This window comes from Streptomyces sp. NPDC086147 (assembly GCF_040702165.1).
GTDB lineage: Bacteria > Actinomycetota > Actinomycetes > Streptomycetales > Streptomycetaceae > Streptomyces.
In genome coordinates, this window is record NZ_JBFBJO010000004.1 from 528,000 (window position 1) to 551,801 (window position 23,802).

18 protein-coding genes, 2 pseudogenes and 2 riboswitches are annotated in these 23,802 nt (G+C 75.1%); of the genes and pseudogenes, 12 read left to right on the forward strand and 8 right to left on the reverse strand.

Going from position 1 to position 23,802, the window contains the following annotated elements:
- Window positions 1-33 precede the first annotated feature (33 nt).
- Window positions 34-1,593 carry a glycerol-3-phosphate dehydrogenase/oxidase gene (locus AB0398_RS13040; RefSeq protein ID WP_366374445.1) on the reverse strand — a complete coding sequence of 520 codons (1,560 nt, stop codon included), beginning with the start codon at window positions 1,591-1,593 and terminating at the stop codon, window positions 34-36.
- Entirely contained in the window at window positions 1,590-2,150 is a 561-nt protein-coding gene (locus AB0398_RS13045) for a TetR/AcrR family transcriptional regulator (RefSeq protein ID WP_366374546.1), read from the reverse strand. The genes AB0398_RS13040 and AB0398_RS13045 overlap by 4 nt, the downstream gene beginning before the upstream one ends.
- Window positions 2,151-2,302: 152 nt before the next feature.
- Here AB0398_RS13045 and AB0398_RS13050 point away from each other — a divergent pair, with 152 nt between their 5' ends.
- From AB0398_RS13050 to AB0398_RS13060, 3 genes are all read left to right on the forward strand, one after another.
- Window positions 2,303-3,898 (forward strand): FAD-binding oxidoreductase, encoded by a 1,596-nt coding sequence (locus AB0398_RS13050; RefSeq protein ID WP_366374447.1) that lies wholly within the window; start codon window positions 2,303-2,305, stop codon window positions 3,896-3,898.
- A gap of 166 nt (window positions 3,899-4,064) precedes the next feature.
- A complete protein-coding gene (locus AB0398_RS13055; protein ID WP_366374448.1) occupies window positions 4,065-4,958 on the forward strand; it encodes a YegS/Rv2252/BmrU family lipid kinase in 894 nt (297 codons plus the stop codon).
- An 81-nt stretch (window positions 4,959-5,039) separates the two neighbouring features.
- Complete coding sequence (locus AB0398_RS13060) at window positions 5,040-7,370, forward strand: ATP-binding protein (protein ID WP_366374449.1); 2,331 nt, start codon at window positions 5,040-5,042, stop codon at window positions 7,368-7,370.
- Here AB0398_RS13060 and AB0398_RS13065 read toward each other — a convergent pair.
- The 4 genes from AB0398_RS13065 to AB0398_RS13080 all read right to left on the reverse strand — a co-directional run bounded on the left by AB0398_RS13065 (window position 7,331) and on the right by AB0398_RS13080 (window position 12,362).
- Complete coding sequence (locus AB0398_RS13065; protein WP_366374451.1) at window positions 7,331-7,792, reverse strand: response regulator; 462 nt, start codon at window positions 7,790-7,792, stop codon at window positions 7,331-7,333. The genes AB0398_RS13060 and AB0398_RS13065 overlap by 40 nt on opposite strands.
- A complete protein-coding gene (locus tag AB0398_RS13070) occupies window positions 7,789-9,630 on the reverse strand; it encodes a GAF domain-containing SpoIIE family protein phosphatase (protein WP_366374452.1) in 1,842 nt (613 codons plus the stop codon). Before AB0398_RS13070 ends, AB0398_RS13065 begins: the two co-directional genes overlap by 4 nt.
- Before the next feature lie 172 nt (window positions 9,631-9,802).
- On the reverse strand, window positions 9,803-11,218 hold the full coding sequence (locus AB0398_RS13075; RefSeq protein WP_366374453.1) for an NAD-dependent succinate-semialdehyde dehydrogenase: 1,416 nt from the start codon (window positions 11,216-11,218) through the stop codon (window positions 9,803-9,805).
- 187 nt (window positions 11,219-11,405) lie between these two features.
- The gene (locus tag AB0398_RS13080) at window positions 11,406-12,362 is read right to left on the reverse strand and encodes a helix-turn-helix domain-containing protein (protein WP_366374454.1); all 957 of its coding nucleotides are present in this window, start codon (window positions 12,360-12,362) and stop codon (window positions 11,406-11,408) included.
- An 82-nt stretch (window positions 12,363-12,444) separates the two neighbouring features.
- Here AB0398_RS13080 and AB0398_RS13085 point away from each other — a divergent pair, with 82 nt between their 5' ends.
- From AB0398_RS13085 to AB0398_RS13100, 4 genes and pseudogenes are all read left to right on the forward strand, one after another.
- Window positions 12,445-13,038, forward strand: a complete 594-nt coding sequence (locus AB0398_RS13085) for an MBL fold metallo-hydrolase (protein ID WP_366374455.1) — start codon at window positions 12,445-12,447, stop codon at window positions 13,036-13,038.
- 110 nt (window positions 13,039-13,148) lie between these two features.
- A riboswitch (cobalamin riboswitch) is annotated at window positions 13,149-13,285 on the forward strand.
- A pseudogene (locus AB0398_RS13090) lies at window positions 13,269-14,231 on the forward strand (energy-coupling factor transporter transmembrane component T); the annotation flags it as partial. It overlaps the preceding riboswitch by 17 nt.
- Window positions 14,228-15,900, forward strand: a pseudogene (locus tag AB0398_RS13095) (ATP-binding cassette domain-containing protein). The pseudogenes AB0398_RS13090 and AB0398_RS13095, both read left to right, overlap by 4 nt.
- Window positions 15,897-16,742, forward strand: a complete 846-nt coding sequence (locus AB0398_RS13100; RefSeq protein WP_366374457.1) for an ECF transporter S component — start codon at window positions 15,897-15,899, stop codon at window positions 16,740-16,742. The pseudogene AB0398_RS13095 and the gene AB0398_RS13100 overlap by 4 nt, the downstream one beginning before the upstream one ends.
- Window positions 16,743-16,789: 47 nt before the next feature.
- Here AB0398_RS13100 and AB0398_RS13105 read toward each other — a convergent pair whose 3' ends face one another.
- On the reverse strand, window positions 16,790-17,242 hold the full coding sequence (locus tag AB0398_RS13105; RefSeq protein WP_366374458.1) for an acyl-CoA thioesterase: 453 nt from the start codon (window positions 17,240-17,242) through the stop codon (window positions 16,790-16,792).
- A 72-nt stretch (window positions 17,243-17,314) separates the two neighbouring features.
- Window positions 17,315-17,470: riboswitch (cobalamin riboswitch) on the reverse strand.
- Window positions 17,471-17,748: 278 nt separating this feature from the next.
- Here AB0398_RS13105 and AB0398_RS13110 point away from each other — a divergent pair.
- From AB0398_RS13110 to AB0398_RS13120, 3 genes are read left to right on the forward strand one after another with little or no spacing between them, the layout of a single operon-like run.
- Window positions 17,749-18,237, forward strand: a complete 489-nt coding sequence (locus AB0398_RS13110) for a hypothetical protein (protein WP_366374460.1) — start codon at window positions 17,749-17,751, stop codon at window positions 18,235-18,237.
- A gap of 17 nt (window positions 18,238-18,254) precedes the next feature.
- On the forward strand, window positions 18,255-19,823 hold the full coding sequence (locus tag AB0398_RS13115; protein ID WP_366374462.1) for a tetratricopeptide repeat protein: 1,569 nt from the start codon (window positions 18,255-18,257) through the stop codon (window positions 19,821-19,823).
- 45 nt (window positions 19,824-19,868) lie between these two features.
- On the forward strand, window positions 19,869-21,515 hold the full coding sequence (locus AB0398_RS13120; RefSeq protein WP_366374548.1) for a tetratricopeptide repeat protein: 1,647 nt from the start codon (window positions 19,869-19,871) through the stop codon (window positions 21,513-21,515).
- Between the two features lie 60 nt (window positions 21,516-21,575).
- Here the strand turns inward: AB0398_RS13120 and AB0398_RS13125 are convergent, their stop codons facing one another.
- Window positions 21,576-22,802: a metallophosphoesterase gene (locus AB0398_RS13125; RefSeq protein WP_366374463.1), complete on the reverse strand. Its 1,227-nt coding sequence runs from the start codon at window positions 22,800-22,802 to the stop codon at window positions 21,576-21,578.
- A 253-nt stretch (window positions 22,803-23,055) separates the two neighbouring features.
- Between AB0398_RS13125 and AB0398_RS13130 the strand changes: the two genes are divergently transcribed.
- Both AB0398_RS13130 and AB0398_RS13135 read left to right on the forward strand, forming a co-directional pair.
- A complete protein-coding gene (locus AB0398_RS13130; RefSeq protein ID WP_366374465.1) occupies window positions 23,056-23,274 on the forward strand; it encodes a hypothetical protein in 219 nt (72 codons plus the stop codon).
- Between the two features lie 30 nt (window positions 23,275-23,304).
- Window positions 23,305-23,787 carry a hypothetical protein gene (locus tag AB0398_RS13135; RefSeq protein WP_366374467.1) on the forward strand — a complete coding sequence of 161 codons (483 nt, stop codon included), beginning with the start codon at window positions 23,305-23,307 and terminating at the stop codon, window positions 23,785-23,787.
- Window positions 23,788-23,802 lie beyond the last annotated feature (15 nt).

Here is a 23,802-nt window from a genome sequence, read left to right on the forward strand (position 1 = left end):
GCCCCACGAACGTCCGCCCCCGGCCGGCCGTCGTCACGCCGTCCGCGTCAGCGCCTCGTCCGCCGCCGCCACCGCCACCGCCCGGTCCTCGGTCACGAGGCCGATGCGGGTGCGGCGGTCGAGGAGGTCGGAGGCGTCGAGCGCGCCCTCGTGGCGGACCGCCCACAGGAGTTCGGCGCGCGTGACCGGGTGGCCGGGGACGACGGGACGGGCCAGGTCCGGTTCCCGGAGCCCGAGCGCGTGCACGGCGGTGGCCTCGGTGCCGTAGCGGCGCACGAGCCGCGCCGGGACGTCGAGGCCGGCGAGGGTCTGCGGCCGGGCGGCGCCCACCAAGGGCACCGAGGCGGTGCGGCAGGGGCCCGCGGCCAGGCCGCGGGCGGCCACGGCGGCGTCGAGGGCGTCCTGCGCCATCCGCCGGTAGGTCGTCAGCTTGCCGCCGACGACGGTCACGACCCCGTCGGGCGAGGTGAGGATCGCGTGCCTGCGGGAGATGTCGGCGGTACGGCCTCCCGCGTCGCGCGTGTCCAGGAGCGGGCGCAGACCGGCGAAGGCGCCGACGACGTCCCCGCGGCGGAGGGTGACGTCGAGGGCGGAGCCGAGGACGTCGAGGAGGAAGCCGATGTCGGTCTCGGGGACGTCCGGCACGTCGGGGACCTCGCCGTCGACGGGTTCGTCGGTGAGTCCCACGTACACCCGGCCGTCGCCCTGGGGGAGGACCAGGACGAAGCGGTTGGCCTCGCCCGGGATCGGGATGTGCAGCCCCGCGGAGAGCCGGCCGAGGTCCTGGTCGCGTAGGACGAGGTGGGTGCCGCGGGAGGGCCGCAGCCGGACGTCGTCGACGAGGCCGCCCGCCCACACCCCGGCCGCGTTGACGACCACGCGGGCGCGGACGCGCAGCTCCTCGCCGCTCGTCTCGTCGCGGACCAGCGCGCCGTCGCCGGTGAGTTCGAGCGCGCGGACGCGGGTGAGGATCCGCGCGCCGTGGGCCGCCGCGGTGCGGGCGATCGCGGTCACCAGGCGCGCGTCGTCGGTGAGCTGGCCGTCCCAGGACAGCAGGCCGCCGCGCAGGCCGGTCGGGCGCAGGGCCGGAGCGAGGTGGCGGGTCTCGACCGCGGACAGGGTGCGCGGGGCGGGCAGCGTGCGGCGTGACGTGCGGGCCGAGGCCCGCAGCGCGTCGCCCGCGAGGAAGCCGGCCCGGGCGAGCGCGGCCTGACCGCGGCTGACGAGCGGGGTGAGGGGGAGGACGAACGGCTGGGCGCGGACCAGGTGGGGCGCCGTCCGCTCCATCAGCACGCCGCGTTCGACGGCGCTCTCGTGGGCGACGTCCAGCTGCCCGGTGGCGAGGTAGCGCAGTCCGCCGTGGATCAGCTTCGAGCTCCAGCGCGAGGTGCCGAACGCGAGGTCGTGCGCGTCGATCGCGGCGACGTCGAGTCCGCGCGTGGCCGCGTCGAGCGCGGCGCCCGCGCCGGTCGCGCCGAGCCCGACGACGAGGACGTCGACCTCGGCGCCGTCGGCGAGCGCGCCGAGTTCGCGGCCGCGGCGTTCGGCGCTCAGGGAGGAACCGGGCAGGGCGGGGCCGCTCGTGGAGGTCATGGGGTGAGGGTCCTCTCCAGCAGGGTGCGCAGTTCGCCCAGGAAGGCGTCCTGGTTCAGTTCGGGATCGGTCTCGTCGGTCATGGTGCGCAGCGAGAGCGTGAAGGACTGCACGACGAGCAGCAGGGACCGGGCCTGGAGGTCCACCGGCGCCCGGCGCACGGACCCGTCCTCGTGGCCCGCCCCGATCGCGGCGACGAGCAGCCCGAGGAAGGCCTCCTGGCTGGCTCCCCTGCGGTCGAGGACGTAGGGCAGCAGCAGTTCGGGGTCCACGTCGAGGATCTTGTGGAAGAGCGGATGGGCCCGGAACGCGGCGGCGCCCGCGACGAGTCCGTCCACGATCCGCGCCCGGACGGGCCGGTCGTCGAAGTCGGCCGGCATGGCTCCGGCCGCCACGGCGGTCCACTCACGGGTCATCAGGTCGCCGACGAGGCTGCGGACGTCGGGCCACCGGCGGTACAGCGTCATCCGGGACACGCCCGCGCGCCGGGCGACGTCGGTCAGGGTCGTCCGGCGCACGCCGACGGCCAGGACGCAGTCGCGTGCCGCGTCCAGCACGAGGTCGGTGTCCGAGCGCCTGCGCTCCGGCCGGCCGGGTTCCGTGGGGTCCGAGTGGTTGTGACGAATGGGCGTCATCTGTCACAGTGTAATGCCAGTACGGGCCGAGCGGCAGCACCGTCCGTGGAACAGACCGAGAGGAAACCCTCGAAGTGGACATGTTGTGGAGCGGCTGGGGCGACCCGGCCAAGGCGGCCCCCCTGCCCGACGCGGTGACGGGCCTGCTGCGCGACCTGCTCGGCGTCACCCCCCGCCCGAGCGGACCGGCGACCCTCGACGCCCTCGACCTCCCGCCCTCCCCCCTCACCGACGAGGCGCGCACCGCGCTCGCCGGGGCGCTCGCCGCCGGGGACGCCCTGCGGGAGGACGCCGAGAGCCGCGTCCGGCACACCCGGGGCAAGTCCACCCCCGACCTCCTGCGCATCCGCGCGGGCGAGGTCGACGACGTCCCCGCCGCCGTCGTCCTCCCGGACGGCCACGACGAGGTGGTCGCCGTCCTGCGCGTCTGCGCAGCGCACGGCCTGTCGGCCGTCCCGTTCGGGGGCGGCACCTCCGTCGTCGGCGGCCTGGCGCCCGAGACGAAGCGGCCCTTCGTCGCCCTCGACCTGCGCCGCCTCGACCGGCTCGTGAGCGTGGACGAGGTCTCCCGCACCGCCGTCCTCGAACCCGGACTGCGCGGCCCGCGCGTCGAGGAACTCCTGAACGCGAAGGGCTGGACCCTTGGGCACTTCCCGCAGTCCTTCGAGTGGGCGTCCGTCGGAGGCTTCGCCGCCGCCCGTTCCAGCGGCCAGGCCTCGGCCGGATACGGCCGCTTCGACGAGATGGTCCTCGCGCTCACCGTCGCCACCCCCGAGGGCACCCTGGAGACCGGACGCGCGCCCCGCTCGGCCGCCGGTCCCGACCTGCGCCAGCTGATCCTCGGCTCCGAGGGCAGCCTCGGCGTCATCACGGCCGTCACCGTGCGCATCCGCCCCCTGCCCCGCAGGCGCGTCTACGAGGGCTGGCGCTTCGCCTCCTTCGAGGCGGGCACCGCCGCCCTCCGCCGCCTCGCGCAGGACGGCCCGCGCCCCACCGTGCTGCGCCTCTCCGACGAGACCGAGACCTTCGTCGGGCTCGCCCAGCCGGACGCCATCGGCGCCTCCGGCGTCCCGCAGGGCGGAGGCTGCATGGCCATCGCCGGCTACGAGGGCACCGAGGCCGAGACCGGGGCTCGCCGCGCCGCCGCCCGCGAGATCCTGCTCGACGCCGGCGGCGAGTACGTCGGCGAGGAGCCCGGCGACCGCTGGGCGCACGGCCGCTACGACGCCCCGTACCTGCGCGACGCGCTGCTCGACGCCGGCGCCTTCGCCGAGACCCTGGAGACCGCGGCCTTCTGGTCCGCGCTGCCCGGCCTCTACACGGCGGTCCGCGACGCCCTGACGAACGCCCTCACCGAGGCCGGCACCCCGCCGCTCGTCATGTGCCACGTCTCCCACACCTACGAGAACGGCGCCTCGCTGTACTTCACCGTCGTCTCGGCGCAGGGCGAGGACCCGGTCGCCCACTGGGAGCCCGTGAAGCACGCCGCGAACGACGCGATCCTGGCGGCGGGCGGCACGATCAGCCACCACCACGGCGTCGGCACCGACCACCGCGACTGGTACGCCCGCGAGATCGGTCCCCTGGGCGTCCGCATGCTCCAGGCCGTCAAGGCCGAGGTCGACCCCTCCGGCGTCCTCAGCCCCGGCGTTCTCGTCCCCGTCCGCTGAACCCCGTTCCCCGCCGGTCCGCGGACGACGCACCCCGCGGACCGGCGGACGGACCGGCGGCCCCGGGGACTCCCGCCACCGACCGCGTCCGCGTACGGTGCCCCGGGAGCCGACCGCCCGTCGCCCCGCCCGTCGCTCCCCTCTCTCCCGCTCGGAGGCCTGACCCATGCGACAGTTCACCGCCGTCGTCAACCCCACCGCAGGGGGATCCAGCGGCACGGCGGCCCTGCTCCCGCTGGCCCGGCTGTTGCGGGAAGCGGGTGCGCGGCTCGACACCGTGTACAGCCGGAGCCTGGAACACGCGCGGGAGATCGCCCGGGAAGCGGGCGGGCGGGGGCACGTGGTGCTCGCGGTCGGCGGCGACGGGATGGCCGGCTGCGTCGGCGGCGCGCTCAGCGGCACGGACACGGTCTTCGGCCTGGTCCCCGCCGGCCGGGGCAACGACTTCGCCCGCGCCCTCGGCCTGCCCGCGGACGCCCCGGACCTCGCACGGGTGCTGCTCGACGGCGACCCGCGCCCGGTGGACACGATCGAGGTGGAGTCCGCCGCGCACGCGCGGATCTCCGTCCTGGGGAGCGTGTACGCGGGCGTCGACGCGGTGGCCAACCACCACGCGAACGCCTCGCGACTGCTGCGCGGAGCGGCGTCGTACTACGCGGGCGGCCTGCGGGCCGTCCTCACGTGGAAGCCCGCGGCCTACCGCGTCACCGTCGACGGCGTGACGCACGAGCGCACCGGCTACACCGTCGTGGCGGCGAACTCCGGCTTCTACGGCTTCGGCAGGAACGTCGCCCCCGGCGCCCGGCTCGACGACGGACTCCTGGACGTCGTCGTCATCGGCGACGCCCCCAAGCACCACTTCTTCGCGACGATGAACGAACTGAAGACCGGGGCGCACGTGCGGCGTCCGCAGGTGGAGATCCTGCGCGGCCGGGAGATACGCATCGAGGCGGACCGGGCGCTTCCGTACGGTGCCGACGGCGAGGTCGACGCGACCCTGCCGGTGACGGCCCGGGTGCGGCCGGGAGCGCTCCACGTCCTGGCGCCTCCTTCGAGGTGAGCCGCCGGCGGCGAACGGGGGAGGATGGGACCGGGTCCGGGGCCGGAGGTTCCGGCCGGGTCCCGGGAGAGCGGTGAACCAGTGGACCAGCGATGGCTGTCGCGGCGGGCTCAGGAGGCCGAAGGGGCCGCGGAAGGGGGCTTCGACCTCACGCGGTGCGTACGCGAACCGATCCATCTGCTCGGCGGCGTGCAGTCCTGCGGCTCGCTGGTGGCGGTCGACCCGGAGACCGGCGTGGTCGAGGTCGCCGCGCGCAACACGGGAGACCTCCTCGGCGTGGAGGCGGTGGACCTGGTCGGCGGGCCGGTGACGCGCCTGGTGTCCGCCGCCGCCTTCGAGGAGGCGGTGGAGGCGGCCGGCGACGAGGGCGGGGTGCCCGCCGCGCTCGCCCTCTCGGACGACGTGACGGCCCCGGGCCGCCGGTTCGACGTGTCCGCCCACCGCCGGGACGGGCTGCTGATCATGGAGTTCGAGCCGCGCGGCGCCGACGGCCCCGAGGCGCGCGGGTTCTACCAGGGGGTGCGCCGGGCGCTGGCCCGGCTGCGGTCGGCGGAGGACACTGAGGACTGCTGCCGGGTGGCGGTGCGCGAGGTACGGGCGCTGACCGGCTTCGACCGGGTGGTCGCCTACCGCTTCGACGGCGAGGACGGTCCGGGCGAAGTGGTCGCCGAGGACGTCCGGGAGGGCTGGGAACCGTGGCTGGGACTGTGGTTCCCGGCGACCGACATCCCGCCGCAGGCCCGGCGGCTGTACCGGGAGAACTGGATCCGGGTGATCGGGGACGTGGACGACGTCGCCGTCGGACTGCACCCGCCCGTGCGGGAGGCCACCGGCGAGCCCCTGGACCTGTCGCAGGCCGCGCTGCGCACCGTCTCCGGGTTCCACCTGGAGTACCTGCGCAACATCGGCGTGCGCTCCTCCATGTCGGTGTCGGTGCTGCGCGAGGGGCGCCTGTGGGGGCTGATCGCCTGCCACGGGGCGGAGCCCGCGCGGATCACCCCGGAAGTGCGCTCGGCGTGCGAGATGTTCGGCGCCGCGTTCTCGCTCCAGCTGTCCGCGATCGAGGAGCGCGAGCGCGCGGACGCGCACGTGGAGTCCACCGCCCGCTCCGCGGCGGTGGCCGAGGCGCTCGAACGGGAACGCCTCGAAGAGGGCCTCGGCGACGGCGGCGGCCCGCTCATGGAGCTCCTCGACGCGGACGGGGTGGTGCTCCGGCGGGCCGAACGCACCCTGGGCGCGGGCGAGCCGTTCGCGCCCGGCCTGCTCCGGGCGCTGGAGGAGCGGGCCCGGGCGCTGACGCCGGGCGTGCCCTGGTGCACCGACCGGCTGGCCGAGGAGGACGGACCGGGCGGCGGCGCGGAGGCGGCGGACGGAGGACCGGCCGGAGTGCTGATGGTGCCGCTGTCCGGGGTGGGGGAGTACGTCGCCTGGCGCCGCCCGGAGCGCCCGATGCCCCGGCAGTGGGCGGCCGACCCCTCGGTGCCGGTACGGGTCGGGCCGCGCGGCGAGCGCCTGACGCCGCGCGGCTCGGGAGCCGTCTTCCGGGCCACCGTGCGCGGCCGGAGCCTGCCCTGGACCGTCCGCGACCGGGTGGCGGCCAAGGAGCTGTGGCGGCTCCTCACGGGTCTGGTCCTGCGGCACGCCGAGGTCCTGGACGCGATCAACGACGAGCTGCGGATGCGCAACGTCGACCTCGACTCCTTCGCCCACGCCGCCGCCCACGACCTCAAGGAGCCGCTGCGCGGCATCTCCAACGCGGCGACGTTCGCCATGGAGGACGCCGGGGACGGGCTCGACGAGGTCACGCTGCACCGGCTGCGGACCATGCAGCGGCTCGCCGGACGCATGGACGAGCTGCTCAACTCGCTGCTGCACTACGCCCGGCTCGGCCGCGCCGGGCTGCGGGTGCGCGAGGTGGAGCTCGGCAGCGCCCTGGACGCGGCCCTGGAGGTGGCCGGGCCCCGGCTGGCCGAGCAGCGGGTGACCGTGGTCCGCGGGACGCTGCCCCGGGTCCGGGCGGACGCCGACCGGCTGGACGAGATCCTGGTCAACCTGCTGGTCAACGCGGCCAAGTACGCCCGGCCCGACGGGGAGCGCCGGGTCGAGGTCACCGTGGAGCGCCACCCGGTCCCGCCCGCCGGGGACGCCCCGGGGACGCCCGCGGGACCGGAGCAGGTCGTCGTCGTCAGGGACAACGGCATCGGCATCCCGGCGGACCGGCGCGACGACGTCTTCGACCTGTTCCGCCGCCTCCACGGACCGGCCGAGCACGGCGGGGGGACGGGAGTCGGCCTCGCCCTGGTCAAGCGGATCGTCGAACGGCACGGGGGCCGCATCTGGCTGGACGCCGTCCCCGGCGGCGGGACGGCGTTCTACTTCACGCTCGGGAGCTCCGAGCCGGACCCGGCCTGACGCCAGTAGTCGACGGCGCCCTTCAGGACCGTCTGGAAGAGCGCGAAGTTGACCGGCTTGTAGACGTAGCTGTCCGCCCCCGCCGCGTAGCAGGCGTCGACCTCGGCGGGGGCGGTGGAGGAGGTGAAGACCACCACCGTCACCGCGCCCAGCTCCGGCCGGGAGCGGATCCGCTCCAGCACCGCGTGCCCGCCGATGCCGGGCATGTTGAGGTCCAGCAGGATCAGCCCGGGAAGGTCCTCGCGGGCGAGCAGCGCTTCCACCAGGCCCTCCCCGCGGTCGGTGAACTCCAGGACCAGGTCGGGATGGGTGCGGCGCAGCGCGCGCCCGATCGCCTCGGCGTCCTCCGGACTGTCCTCCACGACCAGGATCCGGTCGGGGGCCGTGCGCCGCTGGTCCGTCGTCTCCGGCACGCCGCTCATCGCGCGTCCTCCACTCGTTCCTCCGCCACCTGTTGCTCCGCCACCCGTTCCCGCGCCACCCGGGCGACCAGCACCGCGGTGTCGTCGTCGCCCAGGGCCCGGAAGGCGGTCGCGCGGGCTATCAGCCCGGCGGCGTCGCTCCCGTCGCCACAGCTCTCCCGGACCGCCCCGGGCAGTACGTCCTCGAACATCGTCCCGTCCGCCGAGCGCGCCTCCGACAGGCCGTCGGTGAACATCACCAGCGCGTCGCCCGGCCCCAGCACGGTCCTGCCCGGCTCGTACAGGGCGTCCGGCACCACCCCCAGCAGCATCCCGGACGCCCGGACCTCCTCGACCCGCCCGTCCGCGCGGCGGATCAGCGGACGCGGATGCCCGGCCGAGGCCGCCTCGACGGCGTACCCGTCGCCGTCCGGGGTGAGCACGCCGACGAACGCGGTGACGAACCGGGCGGCCTGCTGGCCGGTCAGCACGCCGTTGAGACGGCTCAGCGCCTCGCCCGGCGGCGCCTTGTCCTCCAGCAGGACGCGCAGGGTGTGCCGGGCCAGGCCGGCCAGCGCCGCGGCCTCGGCGCCCCGGCCGCACACGTCCCCGACGAAGAGGGCCAGCGCGCCGTCCCGGCGCACCACGGCGTCGTAGAAGTCGCCGCCCACCTCCAGGGAGTCGTCGGCCACCTCGTAGGCCGCGGTCAGCCCGACGCCGGGCCAGTCGGGCAGGGTGCCCGGCAGCAGGTGCCGCTGGAGCTGCTCGGTGTTGCGGCGGCGCTGCTCGTAGGCGGTGGTGGTGTCGATGGCCAGCGCCGCCCGGCCGGCCAGGTCGTCGAGCACCCGCAGATCGACGATCTCCCGCTCGGGACGGTGGTAGACGAACGTCAGCGTGCCGAGCAGCTTCCCGCGGGCCCGCAGCGGACTGATGCTCACGGCCCGCACGGCCCGGCCCGGCCCGTCGCCGTGCGGTCCGAACACGGACGTCCCCAGGGCCTCGCCCGTGAGCAGGGTGCCGTGCGGCAGGCCCGCCGCGGCCCGCAGGGCCCCGTCCAGCCACGGGTCGTCCGCGGCCACGCCGCGCAGCCAGGGCTGCACGGCCGCCGCCACGTGCACGGTGGCCACCGGGGACAGCAGGTTGCCCGGCCGGCACAGGTGCACCACGCAGGCCTCCGCCACCGCCGGGACGGCGAGCCGGGCGACGCGCTCCAGCGTCTCCCGCGCGTCGAGGCTGGCGTCCATCTGCAGGGACGCCTCGGCGAGGAATGCCTCCTCCACCCGGCGGCGCTCCGCGGCCCTGTGTTCGAGGACCCGCCGGTTGCCGGCCACCAGGACCTCGCTGAGCTGGAGCAGCCGCGTCGGCAGGAAGGGATCGGCCTCCTCTCTCCCGCCCAGCCCCAGCGAGAAGGCCGCCCAGTCGTCGCCCCCGAGCGAGAAGCGGGCCTCCAGGGCCCGGCGCGCCCCCGCCTCGGCCAGCAGGGCCGCCTCGGGCGCGAAACCCTCGTCGTCCGTGGTCAGGTCGTGCTCGTACAGGTGCACCGGCGCGCGGTTCCCGGCGTCCTCCCCGCCCCTGGCGGGCAGCCGGGCGGGCACGGTCCGCACGCTGCCGGGAAGAGGGGTCGTGGTCGCTGCCGCGGCGGCGCCGTCGGCCGTCAGCCGCCGCACGTACCGCAGGCTGCGGCCGTCCCAGCGGCTCCCCGCGACGGCGACCACGCCCCGCTCCGCCAGCATCAGGGAGTAGACGTGCCGGGCCATGTCCGTGATGTCCTGGGCGTCCTGCGCGGCCAGCCACATGCGGTGCAGGCCGGCGGACCAGGCCTCGGGGTCCGTACCGGTCGCGCCCTCGACTCGCCTCACGCTCTCCTCGCTCATGTCGGCTGTACCGGCCGGAACTCCCGTTCCGGCGCCCCGGGGCCGGATGACGGGAGTCTCCGGTCGGGCCGCACGTCCCAGCGTACGTCGCCGCCGTCGGCCCGCCGGTCGCGGAGGCCGCGATACGGCCGGGGCCCGGACCGCCGGACCCGGGGGCTCAGCCGGCGATGCCGCCCAGCTCCGCGTCGGCGGGCAGGACGCGCACCAGCTTGCGGTTGACGAACTCCCGCATGCCGAGCGCGGACAGCTCGCGTCCGTAACCGGAGCGCTTGATGCCGCCGAAGGGCAGGTCGGGCCGGGTGGAGGTCGGGTGGTTGACCCAGACCATGCCGGTCTCCACCCGCTCGGCGACCCGGCGGCCGCGCTCCGTGTCCGCGCAGAAGACGGAGCCGCCGAGACCGTACTGGCTGTCGTTGGCGAGGGCGATCGCCTCGTCCTCGTCGGCCACCCGGTGGATCACGGCGGCGGGGCCGAAGAGCTCCTCCGCGTAGGCGCGCATGCCCGGCTTGACGCCGGTGAGAATCGTCGGTTCGACGAAGGCGCCCGGGCGGTCGATCCGGTGGCCGCCGGTGACGAGCTCGGCCCCCTGGTCCACCGTCTCGCGGATCTGCTCGGCCAGGCCGGCGGCCGCCTGCTTCGACGAGAGGGGGCCGAGGGTGGTCGCCCCGTCCGCCGGGTCGCCGGGCACCAATGCCTCGAACGCGCGGCGCATCCCCGCGACGAAGTCGTCGTAGACCTCGTCGAGGACGATGAACCGCTTCGACGCCACGCAGCTCTGCCCGGTGTTCGCCATCCGGCCGGCCACCGCGGCGCCGACCGTCCGTTCCAGGTTCTCGCCGTCCAGGACGATGAAGGCGTCGCTGCCGCCCAGTTCCAGCAGGCTCGGCTTCATGTTGCGACCGGCCCGCTCGGCGACCTGGGCCCCCGCGCGCTCGCTGCCGGTCAGCGACACCCCCCGTACGACCGGGTCGTCGATGACGCGCGAGATCTCGTCGTGGCTCACGAACAGGTTGGTGTACACGCCCTCGGGCGCCCCCGCGTCGTGGAACAGCTTCTCCAGGGCCAGCGCCGACTGCGGGCAGATCCCGGCGTGCTTGACCAGGACGGTGTTGCCGAGGACCAGGTTCGGCCCGGCGAAGCGCACCACCTGGTAGTACGGGAAGTTCCACGGCATCACGCCGAGGAGGACGCCCAGCGGCTCGTCGACGAGGTACGCCTCTCCCTCCTCGACCTCCAGCGGCTCGTTCGCCGCGAAGCCGGGTCCGTGTTCGGCGTAGTACGACAGGATCGAGGCCGCGAGGTCCACCTCGCCGCGGGCCTCCGCGATCAGCTTGCCCATCTCCTCGGTGAGGAGGCGGGCCAGCGGCTCCTTGCGCTCCCTCATCAGGCCGGCCGCGCGTCCGATCACCGCGGCGCGATCCCCGATCGGCCGCCTCCGCCACGCCTCGAAGGCATGACCCGCGGTTTCGAGGACGGAGTCGACCTCCTCGCCCTCGATCACCGGAAACTCCGCGAGGGTCTCCCCGGTGTACGGGCTGACGGTGGCGAACGGGCTCTTGCGCTGCTCCGACATGGAAGCTCCAGTACGGGACGTATCGGGGTACGGGGGATGTGGCGGTCCATGCGGAACGCCACGTTCCTTCACCTCCGCCCCGGTACCCGGAAGCGGGACCGGAAAACAACGCAAAACGGATTAAAGACTCTCCGTTTTCCGAGGAGGTGATCACGGAGGGACGTCGTGGCTCTCCCGGCCCGCTCCGTCACGGCGTGTTCGTGAAGGCGCGGCGGTAGGCGCGGGGCGGCACTCCCCGGCGGCGCACGAACTGCTCGCGCAGGACGGTCGCGCTCCCGTACCCGACGCGGCGGGCGATCTCCTCGACCGGCAGGTCCGTGGTCTCCAGAAGCTCCTCGGCGCCGCTCAGCCGCAGGCTCCGCACCCAGGCGTGGGGGGTGGTGCCGGTCGCGGCGGCGAAGCGGCGGGCGAAGGAGCGCTTGCTCATCAGGGCGCGCCCGGCCAGCTCCGCGACGGGAAGCGGCCGGTGGAGGTTCTCGCGGGCCCACGCGAGCACCTCGGCGAGGCGCTCGTCACGGCAGTCCTCGGGGACGGGGGCGGCCAGGTACTGCGCCTGCCCGCCGTCGCGGTGGGAGGGCAGCACCACGTCCCGCGCGACGCCGTTGGCCCTCGCGGCCCCGTGCTCCCGCCGCAGCAGGTGCAGACAGAGGTCGAAGCCCGCGGCGGCTCCCGCGCCGGTGACGACGCTCCCCTCGTCTACGTAGAGGGCGCCGGGCTCGACGGCGACCTCGGGGTAGCGGTGGGCGAGCAGCGCGGCGAACCGCCAGTGGGTGGTGGCCCGCCGGCCGTCGAGCAGTCCGGCGGCGGCGAGCGCGAAGGTCCCGACGCAGTGGGCCGCGACCAGCGCGCCGCGCCCGTGCGCGGCCTTCAGCGCGTCGAGCACCGGGGGAGCGGGCGGCGTGCGGAAACCGGCCCACGGCAGGGCGATCACCAGGTCGGCCGAGGCGAGCCGGTCCAGGCCGTGCGCGACGTCGAGCGGCACCCCGACGTCGGTGGGGACCGGTCCGGGCCGGTCGGCGCACAGGGCGAAGTCGAAGCCGGGCAGCCCCTCGCCGTGCGGGCCGAAGACCTCGGCGACGATGCCGACGGCGAGCATGCCGACACCGGGCGGGGCGTACGCGGCGACGGTCGTGAAGGGAGGCATGCGCGCAGTGTGGCACGAATCCTGCGATCAACGGCAGACGTGCCACTCGTGAACGGCCTTCCCCTCCACGAACATTGAGGGCATGACAGACGCACCGCTCGGCCGTAGCGCCGTATACACCGTCCTGACCACCGGATACGTCGGCTCCACCGGCCCCGGAGTCGCCGCCACCGTCTCCTACGTCTCCGACGCCGGCCGGCACGTGATCTTCGACCCGGGCATGGTGGCGAGCCCCGACCGGATCCTCGCCCCGCTCGCGGAGCTGGGGCTCGGCCCCGACGACATCACCGACGTGGTGCTCAGCCACCACCACCCGGACAACACCATGAACGTGGGCCTCTTCGGCCAGGCCCGGGTGCACGACCACAAGGTGGAGTACCGCGGCCACCAGTGGAAGAACCGGGACGCGGAGGGCTACGAACTCACCCCGTCGCTGCGGCTGATACGCACCCCGGGCCACAGCGCCGAGGACATCACCCTGCTCGCCGGCACGGAGTCGGGCGTGGTCGCCTTCGCCGGAGACCTGTGGTGGCACGCGGAGGGCCCGGCGGACGATCCGGTGGCCCCCGACCGCAAACTGCTGCGCACCTCCCGGCTCCGGGTGCTGGCCGCCGCGGACCTGATCGTGCCCGGCCACGGAGCCCCGTTCGAGGGCGACGAGAACACGCCGCGCTGAGGACCGTCCGTACGGGCGCGCGAGGACCCGGCCGAGGGAGAGCCCCGGGGCCGGACCGGTCCCGGGCCGCCAACTGCCCCTGGCCACAGCGGTGATGCGACCGTACTGTTCGTCTGCCCGGCTCGGCCAGGCGGACAACTGAATGGTCGCGCGACCTGGGAAGCCGGTAGGAGTCCGGCGCTGACCTGCAACCGTGTGGGGCGCTTCCGCGCCCCGAGTCGGACCACCCGGCGCGCGGCTTCACGTACTACCTCTACCTCGCCCTCACCGTCGTGGCGATCCGGGTGACCTTCCGGGCGATCTTCGCCACCGGCATCACGCCCCGCGACCACTTCCTCTTCTCCCTGCCGCACATCCCCACGCCCGACTGGTACGCGGGCATCCAGATCGGCGGCCCGGTCTCCCTGGAGGCGCTGCTCTCGGCCGCCACCGACGGACTGCGGCTGGCCTGCATGCTCTGCTGCATCGGCGCCGCCAACACCCTCGCCAACCCCAAACGGGCCCTGCGCGTGCTGCCGGGCGCCCTCTACGAACTCGGCGTGGCCGTCACCGTCTCCATCAGCGTCGCGCCCCAACTGGTCCAGAGCGTCCAGCGCGTGCACCGGGCGCGGCGGCTGCGCGCCGGACGCTCCAAGGGCCTGCGCGCCCTGCGCGGCATCGTCGTCCCCGTCCTGGAGGACGCCCTCGAACGCTCCCTGCGCCTCGCGGCCGCCATGGACTCCCGCGGCTACGGGCGCGCCGGAACGGCCACCCGCCGCTCCCGGCGCACGACCGGCGCCCTCATGCTGCTCGGCATGTGCGGCCTGTGCGCCGGGGCGTACGGACTCCTCGACGCCACCGCCCCCACCCTCCTCGGCTTCCCGGCGCTCGCGGCCGGCGGCCTGCTGTGCGTGGCCGGACTCCGCCTCGGCGGGCGCCGCGTCACCCGCACCACCTACCGGCCCGACCCCTGGAAGGCCGCCGAGTGGGCCGTCGCCGGCTGCGGGGTCCTCTCGGCCGTCCTCCTCTTCAGCAACGCCGGCTTCGACGCCGCCGAACTCAACCCCTCCATCTACCCGCTGAGCTGGCCCACCCTGCCCCTGGTGCCGGCCGCCGCGATCCTCCTGGCGGGAACCGCGGGATTCCTGTCCCCGCCCCCGAGCCAGCCCGTCCGCCCGGCCGTCCCGGCACAGCGCACCAAGGAAACCGAGTGATCACCTTCGACCAGGTCACGGTCCGGTACGAGGACATGGCCGAACCCGTCCTGCGGGACGTCGACCTGACCGTGGAGGAGGGCGAACTCTGCCTCGTCGTCGGCCACACCGGCGTCGGCAAGTCGACCCTCCTCGGCGCGGTCAACGGCCTCGTCCCGCACTTCACCGGCGGCACCCTGTACGGCCGGGTGACGGTCGACGGCCGGGACACCGCCGAGCACCCGCCCCGCGAACTCGCCGACGTCGTGGGCGTCGTCGGGCAGGACCCCCTCGACGGCTTCGTCACCGACACCGTCGAGGAGGAACTCGCCTACACCATGGAACAGCTGGCGGTCCCCCGGCGACCATGCGCAAGCGAGTGGAGGAGACCCTCGACCTGCTCGGCCTGGCCGACCTGCGCCACCGCGCCCTGCACGAGCTCTCCGGCGGGCAGCAGCAGCGCGTCGCCATCGGCTCCGTCCTCACCGCCCACCCCCGGATCCCCGTCCTCGACGAGCCGACCTCCGCGCTCGACCCGACCGCCGCCGAGGAGGTGCTCGCCGCCGTCACCCGGCTCGTCCACGACCTCGGCGTCACCGTGCTCCTCGCCGAACACCGCCTGGAGCGGGTGGTGCAGTACGCCGACCGGGTCCTCCACCTGCCCGGCGACGGACGGGTGGTCTCCGGGCCGCCCGCCGAGGTCTTCCGCACGACGTCCATCGCCCCACCCGTCGTCGAACTCGGCCGCGCCGCCGGCTGGTCCCCGCTCCCGCTCTCCATCCGCGACGCCCGGCGGGCCGCGGCCCCCCTGCACACCCGGCTGAGCGGCGTCACCCCTCCGCCCGCGCGGCCCGCCCCCGACACCGACCGCCCCACCCTCCTCACCGCCCGCGGCGTCACCGTGACGTACCAGGGCGTGCCGGCGGTCCGCGAGGTCGACCTCGACCTGCGCGGCGGCGAGATCACGGCCCTGATGGGCCGCAACGGCTCCGGGAAGTCCTCCCTGCTCTGGGCCCTCCAGGGCTCCGGGCCCCGCAAGGCCGGCTCCGTCTCCGTCGGGGGACCGGACGGGCCGGGGAAGCGGGACCCCCGGAAGCTCCCGGCGGCCGAGGCCCGGCGGCTCGTCGGCCTGGTGCCGCAGACCCCCACGGACCTGCTCTACCTGGAGAGCGTCAAGCAGGAACTCGACCAGGCCGACGCCGAGTCCGGGGTCGCGGCCGACGGCGTCCCGGCCCGCGCCCTCCTGGACCGCCTTGCGCCCGGCATCCCCGACACCACCCATCCGCGCGACCTGTCCGAGGGACAGAAGCTGGCCCTCGTCCTGGCGATCCAACTCGCCGCCGCGCCACGGGTGCTGCTCCTCGACGAGCCCACGCGCGGTCTCGACTACCGGGCCAAGGGCGAGCTGATCGGCATCGTGGACGCCCTCGCCGCCGAGGGCCGCTCCGTCGTCGTCTCCACCCACGACGTGGAGTTCGTCGCCCGCGCGGCCGACCGGGTCGTCGTCATGGCGGAGGGCGACGTCGTCGCCGACGGCCCCACCACCGAGGTCATCGTCGCCTCGCCGGTCTTCGCCCCCCAGACCGCGAAGATCCTGGCGCCCCTGCCCTTCCTCACGGTGGACCAGCTGACGGCCGTACTCGACGCCGACGCCGACGCCGACATCGACGGAACGGGCCCGGCCTCATGAGCACGTCCACCGCCGCCATCCGCATCCGCGCCCGGGCCGGAGTCGTCATCGCCATGGCGGCCTTCCTCGGCGTCGTCGCGTTCTTCTGGCCGTTCCTCGTCGCACCCGGGAAGTTCGACTCGAACTACGCCCCGCCGCTGATCTTCGGCGTGCTCCTGGTGATCGTGCTCTGCGTGGTGATCTCCGAGATCGCCGAAGGCGGCATCGACTCCAAGGCGCTGGCCATGCTGGGGGTCCTCTCCGCGGTCAACGCCGCCATCCGTCCCCTCGGCGCGGGCACGGCCGGCATCGAGACGGTGTTCTTCATCCTCGTGCTCGCGGGCCGGGTCTACGGCCCCGGCTTCGGCTTCACCCTGGGCTGCACGTCCCTGTTCGCCTCGGCGCTCATCACCGGCGGCGTCGGCCCCTGGATGCCGTACCAGATGTTCGGCTGCGCCTTCGTCGGCATGCTCGCCGGGTTCCTCCCGAAGGCCACGGGGCGCCGCGAGGTCGCCCTGCTCGCGGTGTACGGCTCGCTCTCCGGCTACCTCTTCGGCTTCCTCCTCAACCTCTCCTTCTGGCCGTTCTCGCTCGATCCGAACAGCTCCATCGCCTACCTCCCCGGGCTCCCGTTCACCGAGCAGTTCCAGCGGTACCTGGCCTTCGACCTGGCCACCTCCCTCGGCTGGGACACGGGCCGCGCCGTCACCAACTTCGTCTGCGTCGTCCTCGCGGGACCGGCCGTCCTCACCGTCTTCCGCCGCGCCGCCCGCAAGGCCCGCTTCCAGGCCCCGGTCCGCTTCTCCTCCCGGCCCCTCCGGAAGGAGGAGGACGCACCGGAGCCGCGGGCCGAACGGGCGTAGGCCTCACGCGTCGGCGGTGCCGGCGGTCCCGGAGAGCCGCCGCCCGGTCAGGACAGGCCGGGCAGCGGTACGTCGAGGACGGGGACGGGGCGCGGGGTGCCGTCGGCGTCGATGGCGACGAAGGTCAGGAAGGCGGTGGCCACCTCGGTGGCGGGGCCGGTGCTGTTCCAGCGCTCGGAGGTCACCCGGACCCCGACGGTCATCGACGTCCGCCCGGCCCGTTCGAGGCCCGCCTCGACGCTGAGCAGGTCTCCGGCCCGCACGGGGGCGAGGAAGGTCATCCGGTCGACGGAGACGGTGACGGCCGGGCCGTCGGCGTGCCGCCCGGCGGCGGCCGCCGCGGCGTCGTCGATGAGCTTCATCATCACGCCGCCGTGGATGGTGCCGTAGAGATTGGTGTCGTGCTCGCTCATGATGTGGGCGAGGACGACCCGGGAGTCGTCCGGCGTCTTGGTGGGACGGGCGGCGGGAACGGGGCTGGTGACGGTGGGATCGGCCACGTCAACTCTCCTTCGCGAGTCGCGGCGGGTGCTGTTCCGCGCGCACGGGGTGTGGGCGCGCGGGCAGCGGGCAGGTCTTCGGACTCGCGGGCACGCCCACCGGACTCGTCCGGAGGACTCCTACTGGCCGTCGCTTCCCAGGCCCTCTCCGGGCCCAGTGCGTATGACGGCGGTCGTTCCCGCTCACCGCTGCGGGGCAGTCCCGGATTCCCACCGGGTTCCCTCTTACGACGCCTCCCGCCTGGCGGACGGGGGCGAACCAGCTGCGCGACCAGCCTACGCGGCACCCCGACGGGGCCGTCCTGCGCGTCGCCGCCGGCCGGGCGGGGAGTACGTCTCCCCGGCCCGACGCCCCTGATCCGGGACGGGGCCCGCGCCGAGGAGCCTCGGTGGAAGGCTCCGACTGGCTTGAACCGAACCCCGTACGCGGCGGCGGGCCTGTACGTTGCCGGGGAGAAGAGGCGGGGCGACGTGAGGGGCGGGTGGGGACTTTGCTGACCGAGGCTTTGACCGCGTTGGCCGCGGCGGGCGGCGGGGCGGTGGTCCAGGCCGCCGGCACCGACGCCTGGCACGCGGTGCGGCAGCGGGTCGCCGAACTGTTCGGCCGCGGTGACGCGGAGCGGGGGCGGGCCGAACTGGAAAGGCTGGACCGGACGGCCCGGGCGCTTGAGCCGGGCGCCGCCACGGACCCGGACCGGGAGCTGTCGCGCCAGGAAGGGGTGTGGCAGGAACGGTTCGAGAACCTGCTCGAATCCCTCGACGCGGGGGACCGGGAGCGGGCAGCCCGGGACCTGCGCGCCCTGTCGGCCCTCGTCGCCGACCCGGAGGCCGACACGGCCCTGGCGACCGGGAACGCACTGGCGCGGGACGGCGGCAGCGCCGTGACCGGGGTGAGGCGGTCGGGCGACGGGCGCGCCGCACGCGCCGTGAACACCGGGGACGCGGAGGCCGCCGGCGCGGGGTCCAGCGCGATCAGCGGCATCGTGACCGAGTAGACGGCCGGGACCTCGGTATGGCCAGGTGGCGATGGGGCAGAGGACGCGATCCCGGCACGCACACCCCGGCCGGGGGCGCGGAGGACGGCGTCACCCCCGCACAGCGGGTGACGGGCAGCGGGAACGCGAGCGCGACGCACGGCGGCATCGCCGTCACGGGCATCTACCACGCCCATTCCGGCGTGGTGCTCCCCCCGGAGGCGGTGCGGCCCGTGTCCGAGGTCAAGGCCCGTCCCGGACTGGACAACCTGCCGTACCGCACCACCCGCTTCGTGGGGCGCACCGCCGAACTCGAACGCCTCGACGCCGCCATGAAGAGGAACGGCGGCGTGGGGCTCCAGGCCGTGCACGGACTCGGCGGGGTCGGCAAGAGCACGCTGGTCGCGCACTGGGCGGCCACCCGGGCCCGCAAGCACCGTCTCGCGCCCGTCCGGTGGATGTCCGCCGACAGCGCGGCGGGCGTGGAACGGGGCCTGGCCGCCCTCGCCACCGCCCTGCAGCCCGCCGTCTCCAAGGCGCTGACGGTGGAAGCCCTGGCCGAGAACGGGATGCAGTGGCTGGCCACGCACAGCGGCTGGCTGCTCGTCCTGGACAACGTCAACCACGTCGCGGACATCGCCCCGCTCCTGGCCCGCCTGCCCCACGGGCGTTTTCTCGTCACCAGCAGGCTCGCCACGGTGTGGCACGACGCCGGCGAGGTCATCCGGCTCGACGTCCTGCGACCGGACGAATCGCTGGCCCTGCTCACCCGCATCGCGACCGTCGGCGGCGGCCGGGACCTGTCCGGAGCGGCCGAACTCTGCGCGGACCTGGGCCATCTCCCCCTGGCCGTCGAACAGGCCGCCGCCTATCTCGCCCAGAACCCCCTGCTGACCCCGGCCGCCTACCTGGGCCTGCTCCGGCAGAACCCCGGCCCGCTGTACCAGCGGGGCGGCGAGGGCTTCACCGTCCACGAACGCACCATCGCCCGCATCTGGCGCGTCACGCTGGACGACATCCGCGAACGGCGACCGCAGGCCGCCGACATGCTGCGCACCCTGGCCTGGTACGCGCCCGACGGCATCCCCACCGGCCTCCTGGACGACGAGGACGCGCCGGCCGGGGTCGTCGACGCGATCGGCGTCCTCAACGCGTACAGCATGATCACCGTCGATCCCGAGGCGCGCGCCCTCTCCGTCCACCGGCTGGTCCAGTCCGTCGCGCGGACCTCCGACACCGACGACCCGCACCGCGCGCCCGGCCTCATCACCGAGGCCCGGGGGCGCGCGACCGCCGCGCTGGAGGCCGTCGTCCGGCCGACCGACTGGCAGGATCCCGCCACCTGGCCGACCGGCCGCACCCTGCTCCCGCACATGGACGCGCTGGCCGACCACACGCCGCGGTCCGCCGACACCGGAACCACGGCGCGGCTCCTCGACCACACCGGCGTGTTCCTCATCAGCCAGGGACTCGTGGCCCGGGCCGCCGAGCACCTCCGCCGGTCCCTCGCCCACCACGAGCGGGAACTCGGCCACGACGACATCCACACGCTCGCCTGCCGCCACAACCTGGCGCACGCCCACGATGCGGCGGGGCACATCAAATAGGCCATCCTCCTGTACGAGCGGGTCCTGCGCGACGAGGAACGCGTCCTGGGGGCGACGCACCGGCTCACCCTCGCCAGCCGCAACAACCTCGCCGACGCCTACCGGGCCGTGGGCGACGAGGACAAGGCGCTCGCCCTGCTCGGGGAAGACCCCGCGTCCGCGTACGGCTCGTTCCCCGACTCGTCCGAGGACGGCGAGGACCTCTCCGCCCTCACCGCGCGCAACACCCTCGCCCGTACGTGGCAGGCGGCGGGACGACACGACGAGGCCGTCCGCCTGTACGAGGAGAACCTCGACGCCTGCGTCCGCGCGTTCGGCGGGGACCACCATCTCGCCCTGGTGACGCGGAACAACCTGGCGGCCGCGCGCAAGGCGTCGGAGGACCCGCGCGAGACCGTCCGCCGCTTCGAGGGGATCCTCGGGGACATGGAACGCGTGCTGGGCGAGGAGCACCCCGACACCCTCCTCGCACGGGGCAATCTGGCGGATGCGTGCCGGGCGGCCGGTGAACCCGGCCGGGCCGTCGCACTGTTGGACCAGGTGCTGCCGGTCATGGAGCGCGTGTTCGGCGAGGAGCACGGCACGACCCGTGCGACCCGCGTCGTCCTCGCCCTCGCCTGCCGGGCGGCCGGCGACCCGGACCGGGCGCTGCGCCTCGCCGCTCCACGACCGGATCCGTCGGCCGGTGACGGGAGCCCGGCGGCGTTCCGCGCGGACCGCACCGGTCCCGGTGGGGCGGCGGCCGGGGAGGAGGGGCGTCCCGACACCCGCGGCGCCGACATCGGCTACGGGCTCCTGGCCGTCGGCGACGCGGACCGGGCCGTTCCACTGTTCGAGCGGGCCGTCCGCGACCGTCGGCTGGACGAGGACGACCCCGGCTCGCTCACCGTCCGCCACAACCTGGCGGTGGCCCATCTCACGGCGGGCGCTCCCGAGCGGGCCCTCCCTCTTTTCGAAGAGGTCCTCCGGGTGCGGGAACGCGTCCTGGGCGAGGACCATCCCGACACCCTCACCAGTCTCAGGCACCTCGCCGACACCCACCGCGAGGCGGGCGACTTCGACCGGGCCGTCCCGCTGTACGAGAGGACGTTCCGCACGCGGTCCCGGGTCCTCGGCGCGCACCACGAGGACACCCTCGCCGCTCTCGGCATGCTCGCGTACACCCACCGGCTCGCGGGCCGGCCCGACCGGGCCGCGCCCCTCTTCGAGCAGGCGCTCCACGGGCAGGAGCAGGCGCACGGCCCCCACCACCGCGAGACGTTGGCCGTCCGTAACAATCTCGCCGGTACGTACGGGGACGCGGGTGACCTCCCCCGGGCCGTACTCCTCCACGAGGAGAACGCCGCCGCGTGCGCCCGCGCCCTCGGGGACGACCACGCGCACACCCTCGTCGCCCGCCACAACCTGGCGGTCGTCCAGGCCTCCTCCGGTGACTTCGGCCGTGCCCTCCCGCTGCTCGGGGACACGTTCGAGCGGCAGCGGACGTTCCTGGGCGAGGACCATCCCGACACCCTCGCCACCCAGTTGAGCCTGGCCGGCATGTGCCTGGCGGTCGGACTGCGGCGCCGGGCCCGGGGTCTCTACAAGCGGACCTTCCTCACGTGCCGTCGCACCCTCGGCGAGAACCACCCCTTGACGCGAGAAGCGCGCGAGCGCCTGATGTCCGCCAAGCGGGCCGGGCGCGGACGCTGAGCGACACGTCCCGCGCCTTGCCGGGACCCCCGGGGAGGACCGTCCGCCCGGAGCGCCGGGTCAGGGCCGTGGAGCGGCGGGCCCGCCGGGCGCGCGGAGCACGAGCAGGGTGATCTCGCTGGGGGCGAAGACGCGGAAGGGCGGGCCCCAGAAGCCGGTGCCCCGGCTGGTGTAGAGGAGGGTGCGCGCGCCGTGGCGGCTGAGACCGGCGACGGCCGGCTGGTCCAGGCGGACCAGATGGTGGAAGGGCCAGATCTGGCCGCCGTGGGTGTGGCCGGAGAGCTGGAGGTCGACGCCGGCGGCCGCCGCCCGGTCGACGAACGCGGGCTGGTGGGCGAGGAGGAGGACGGGCAGATCGGGGTCGGCGCCCCGGAGGGCCCCGTCGAGGTGGGCGCGGTGGCCCGCGAGGCCGGAGGACTCGGCGGTGACGTCGTCGACGCCGGCGACCACGAGGGTGTCGCCGCCGCGTTCGAGCAGCAGGTGGCGGTTGCGCAGCGGCTCCCAGCCCAGCTCGCCCATCAGGTCGACCCAGCCCTGGGCCTCGCTGTAGTACTCGTGGTTGCCGGTCACGTAGACCAGGGCCCGGGTCGCCCGCACCGTACCCAGCGGGGCGGCCTGGGCGCGGCGGCGTTCGGCCGTGCCGTCCGCGATGTCTCCGGTGTGGCAGACCAGGTCGGCCTCCAGGGCGTTCACCGTCTCGCAGACCCGTGCCGACCAGCGGGCCCGGTCGAGCGGGCCGTAGTGGGTGTCGGTGATCAGGGCGACCCGGGTGCCGTCCAGCCCGGCTCCCAGCCGGGGGAGTTCCACGTCGAGCCGGCGCACGCGCGGCACCCGCCGGGCCTCGGCGTACCCCCAGGCGAGCAGGACGGCGGTCGTGCCGAGGACGGCCCAGGTGACGACGCGGGCCCGGTCCTGGCCGTCGCCGACACCGGCCACGGCCAGGGCGGGCCGCAGCAGGACGCCGAGCAGGACGGACCAGGTGAACAGGACCCAGACGCCGCCCAGCAGCGTGTCTCCGATGATCGCCGCCCGGTCCTGCTGGCGCCGGCCGTGGCCGCGCGTCATCGCGAGCGGCATGCCGATCAGGCCCAGGACGGACAGCGCGGTGCCGACCGCCGCGACGGGGGAGGGCCAGTGCTGACCGGTGTGCAGGAGGATCCAGCACGGCACGGTCCACAGCAGAACGGGCGCGATCAGGGGGACGTACCGCATCAGGCGTTGCAGCCGGCTCCGCGGCGCCTGATGCGCCTCGCCGTCGGCGGATCGGGTGTCGCTGGTCTCGGTCACGCTCGCCCTCCTGGGGGTCCGTCCGGCGGAGTCTCTCGGAGAACCCATTGTCCGCCGTCGCGGGGAGGACCGTCCGCCGGGGGCCGGGTCCCGTCGGACGGGGCGGGGCGTCCGGTGCCGCGCTCCTTCCGTGCCGGAACCCGTCCCGAAGCCACCGCCGAACAGCCGCCGGAACTGCCGCCGGGGGGAGCGGGGGCGCCCTACCGTCCTCGTACACCCCCTTTCCACAAGGGCACACCCAGGAGGTTTCGTCATGACGTACTCGGGTCGTTCCGCCGTCGGCGGCGCCGCGGCGGCAGCCGCCGCAGCCGCGCTCCTTCTCGGCGGATCGGGTACGGCGGCCGCGCAGCCGTCGTCGCCCAAGCCGCAGCAGATCAGCTCGGCGCAGTTGCGGGCGCACCTCACCGAGGCCGTCGCGCAGGAGCGCCTCGCCGCCGACTGTCTTCCGGTCTGCGCCGGACAGATCGTGTAGCGGACGCGACGGACCGACGAGGAGGTGGAGATGAGCACCGCGGACCGTTCCGAGATGAGCAGGACCTGGTGCCCGAGCGGCAGACCCGACGCGCCGGAGGCGGTGGTGCTGGGCGTCCGCTCCGGGCGGGACGGCGAGGTCGTGTACCTCGCCGATCCCGTGCCGGCCCGGGACGTCCTCCCGGTCGTCCCGAAGGACGTCGAGCCGACCCGGGTCCTGCGCTTCGCGTCGCACTGCGTCAGCGAGTGCCTGCACCGCAGGGGCAACGACTGCACCCTGGTGGAGCGGGTGGCGGCCACGCCGGCGGACGAGGACCGGAACGTGCCGCGGTGCCATCTGCGGGCCCACTGCAAGTGGTGGGCGCAGACCGGGGTGGACGGCTGCCGCCGGTGTCCGGCCGTGGCGACCACCGTCGTGGAGGGCGACGACCTGGGCGCGCTGGTCGCCGACCCCGGCACCACCCGCGAGCAGCTGGAGGAGTGGATGGCGCGGGCCGAACCCGCGTACCGGTAGCCGCTTCGCCGGGGC

What these genes read in the sequence shown, in the direction of transcription:
- AB0398_RS13040 (WP_366374445.1), bottom strand. Translation starts at nt 1,593, where the DNA reads ATGACCTCCACGAGCGGCCCCGCCCTGCCCGGTTCCTCCCTGAGCGCC.
- AB0398_RS13055 (WP_366374448.1), top strand. Translation starts at nt 4,065, where the DNA reads ATGCGACAGTTCACCGCCGTCGTCAACCCCACCGCAGGGGGATCCAGC.
- AB0398_RS13065 (WP_366374451.1), bottom strand. Translation starts at nt 7,792, where the DNA reads ATGAGCGGCGTGCCGGAGACGACGGACCAGCGGCGCACGGCCCCCGAC.
- AB0398_RS13075 (WP_366374453.1), bottom strand. Translation starts at nt 11,218, where the DNA reads ATGTCGGAGCAGCGCAAGAGCCCGTTCGCCACCGTCAGCCCGTACACC.
- AB0398_RS13080 (WP_366374454.1), bottom strand. Translation starts at nt 12,362, where the DNA reads ATGCCTCCCTTCACGACCGTCGCCGCGTACGCCCCGCCCGGTGTCGGC.
- AB0398_RS13085 (WP_366374455.1), top strand. Translation starts at nt 12,445, where the DNA reads ATGACAGACGCACCGCTCGGCCGTAGCGCCGTATACACCGTCCTGACC.
- AB0398_RS13100 (WP_366374457.1), top strand. Translation starts at nt 15,897, where the DNA reads ATGAGCACGTCCACCGCCGCCATCCGCATCCGCGCCCGGGCCGGAGTC.
- AB0398_RS13115 (WP_366374462.1), top strand. Translation starts at nt 18,255, where the DNA reads ATGGCCAGGTGGCGATGGGGCAGAGGACGCGATCCCGGCACGCACACC.
- AB0398_RS13130 (WP_366374465.1), top strand. Translation starts at nt 23,056, where the DNA reads ATGACGTACTCGGGTCGTTCCGCCGTCGGCGGCGCCGCGGCGGCAGCC.
- AB0398_RS13135 (WP_366374467.1), top strand. Translation starts at nt 23,305, where the DNA reads ATGAGCACCGCGGACCGTTCCGAGATGAGCAGGACCTGGTGCCCGAGC.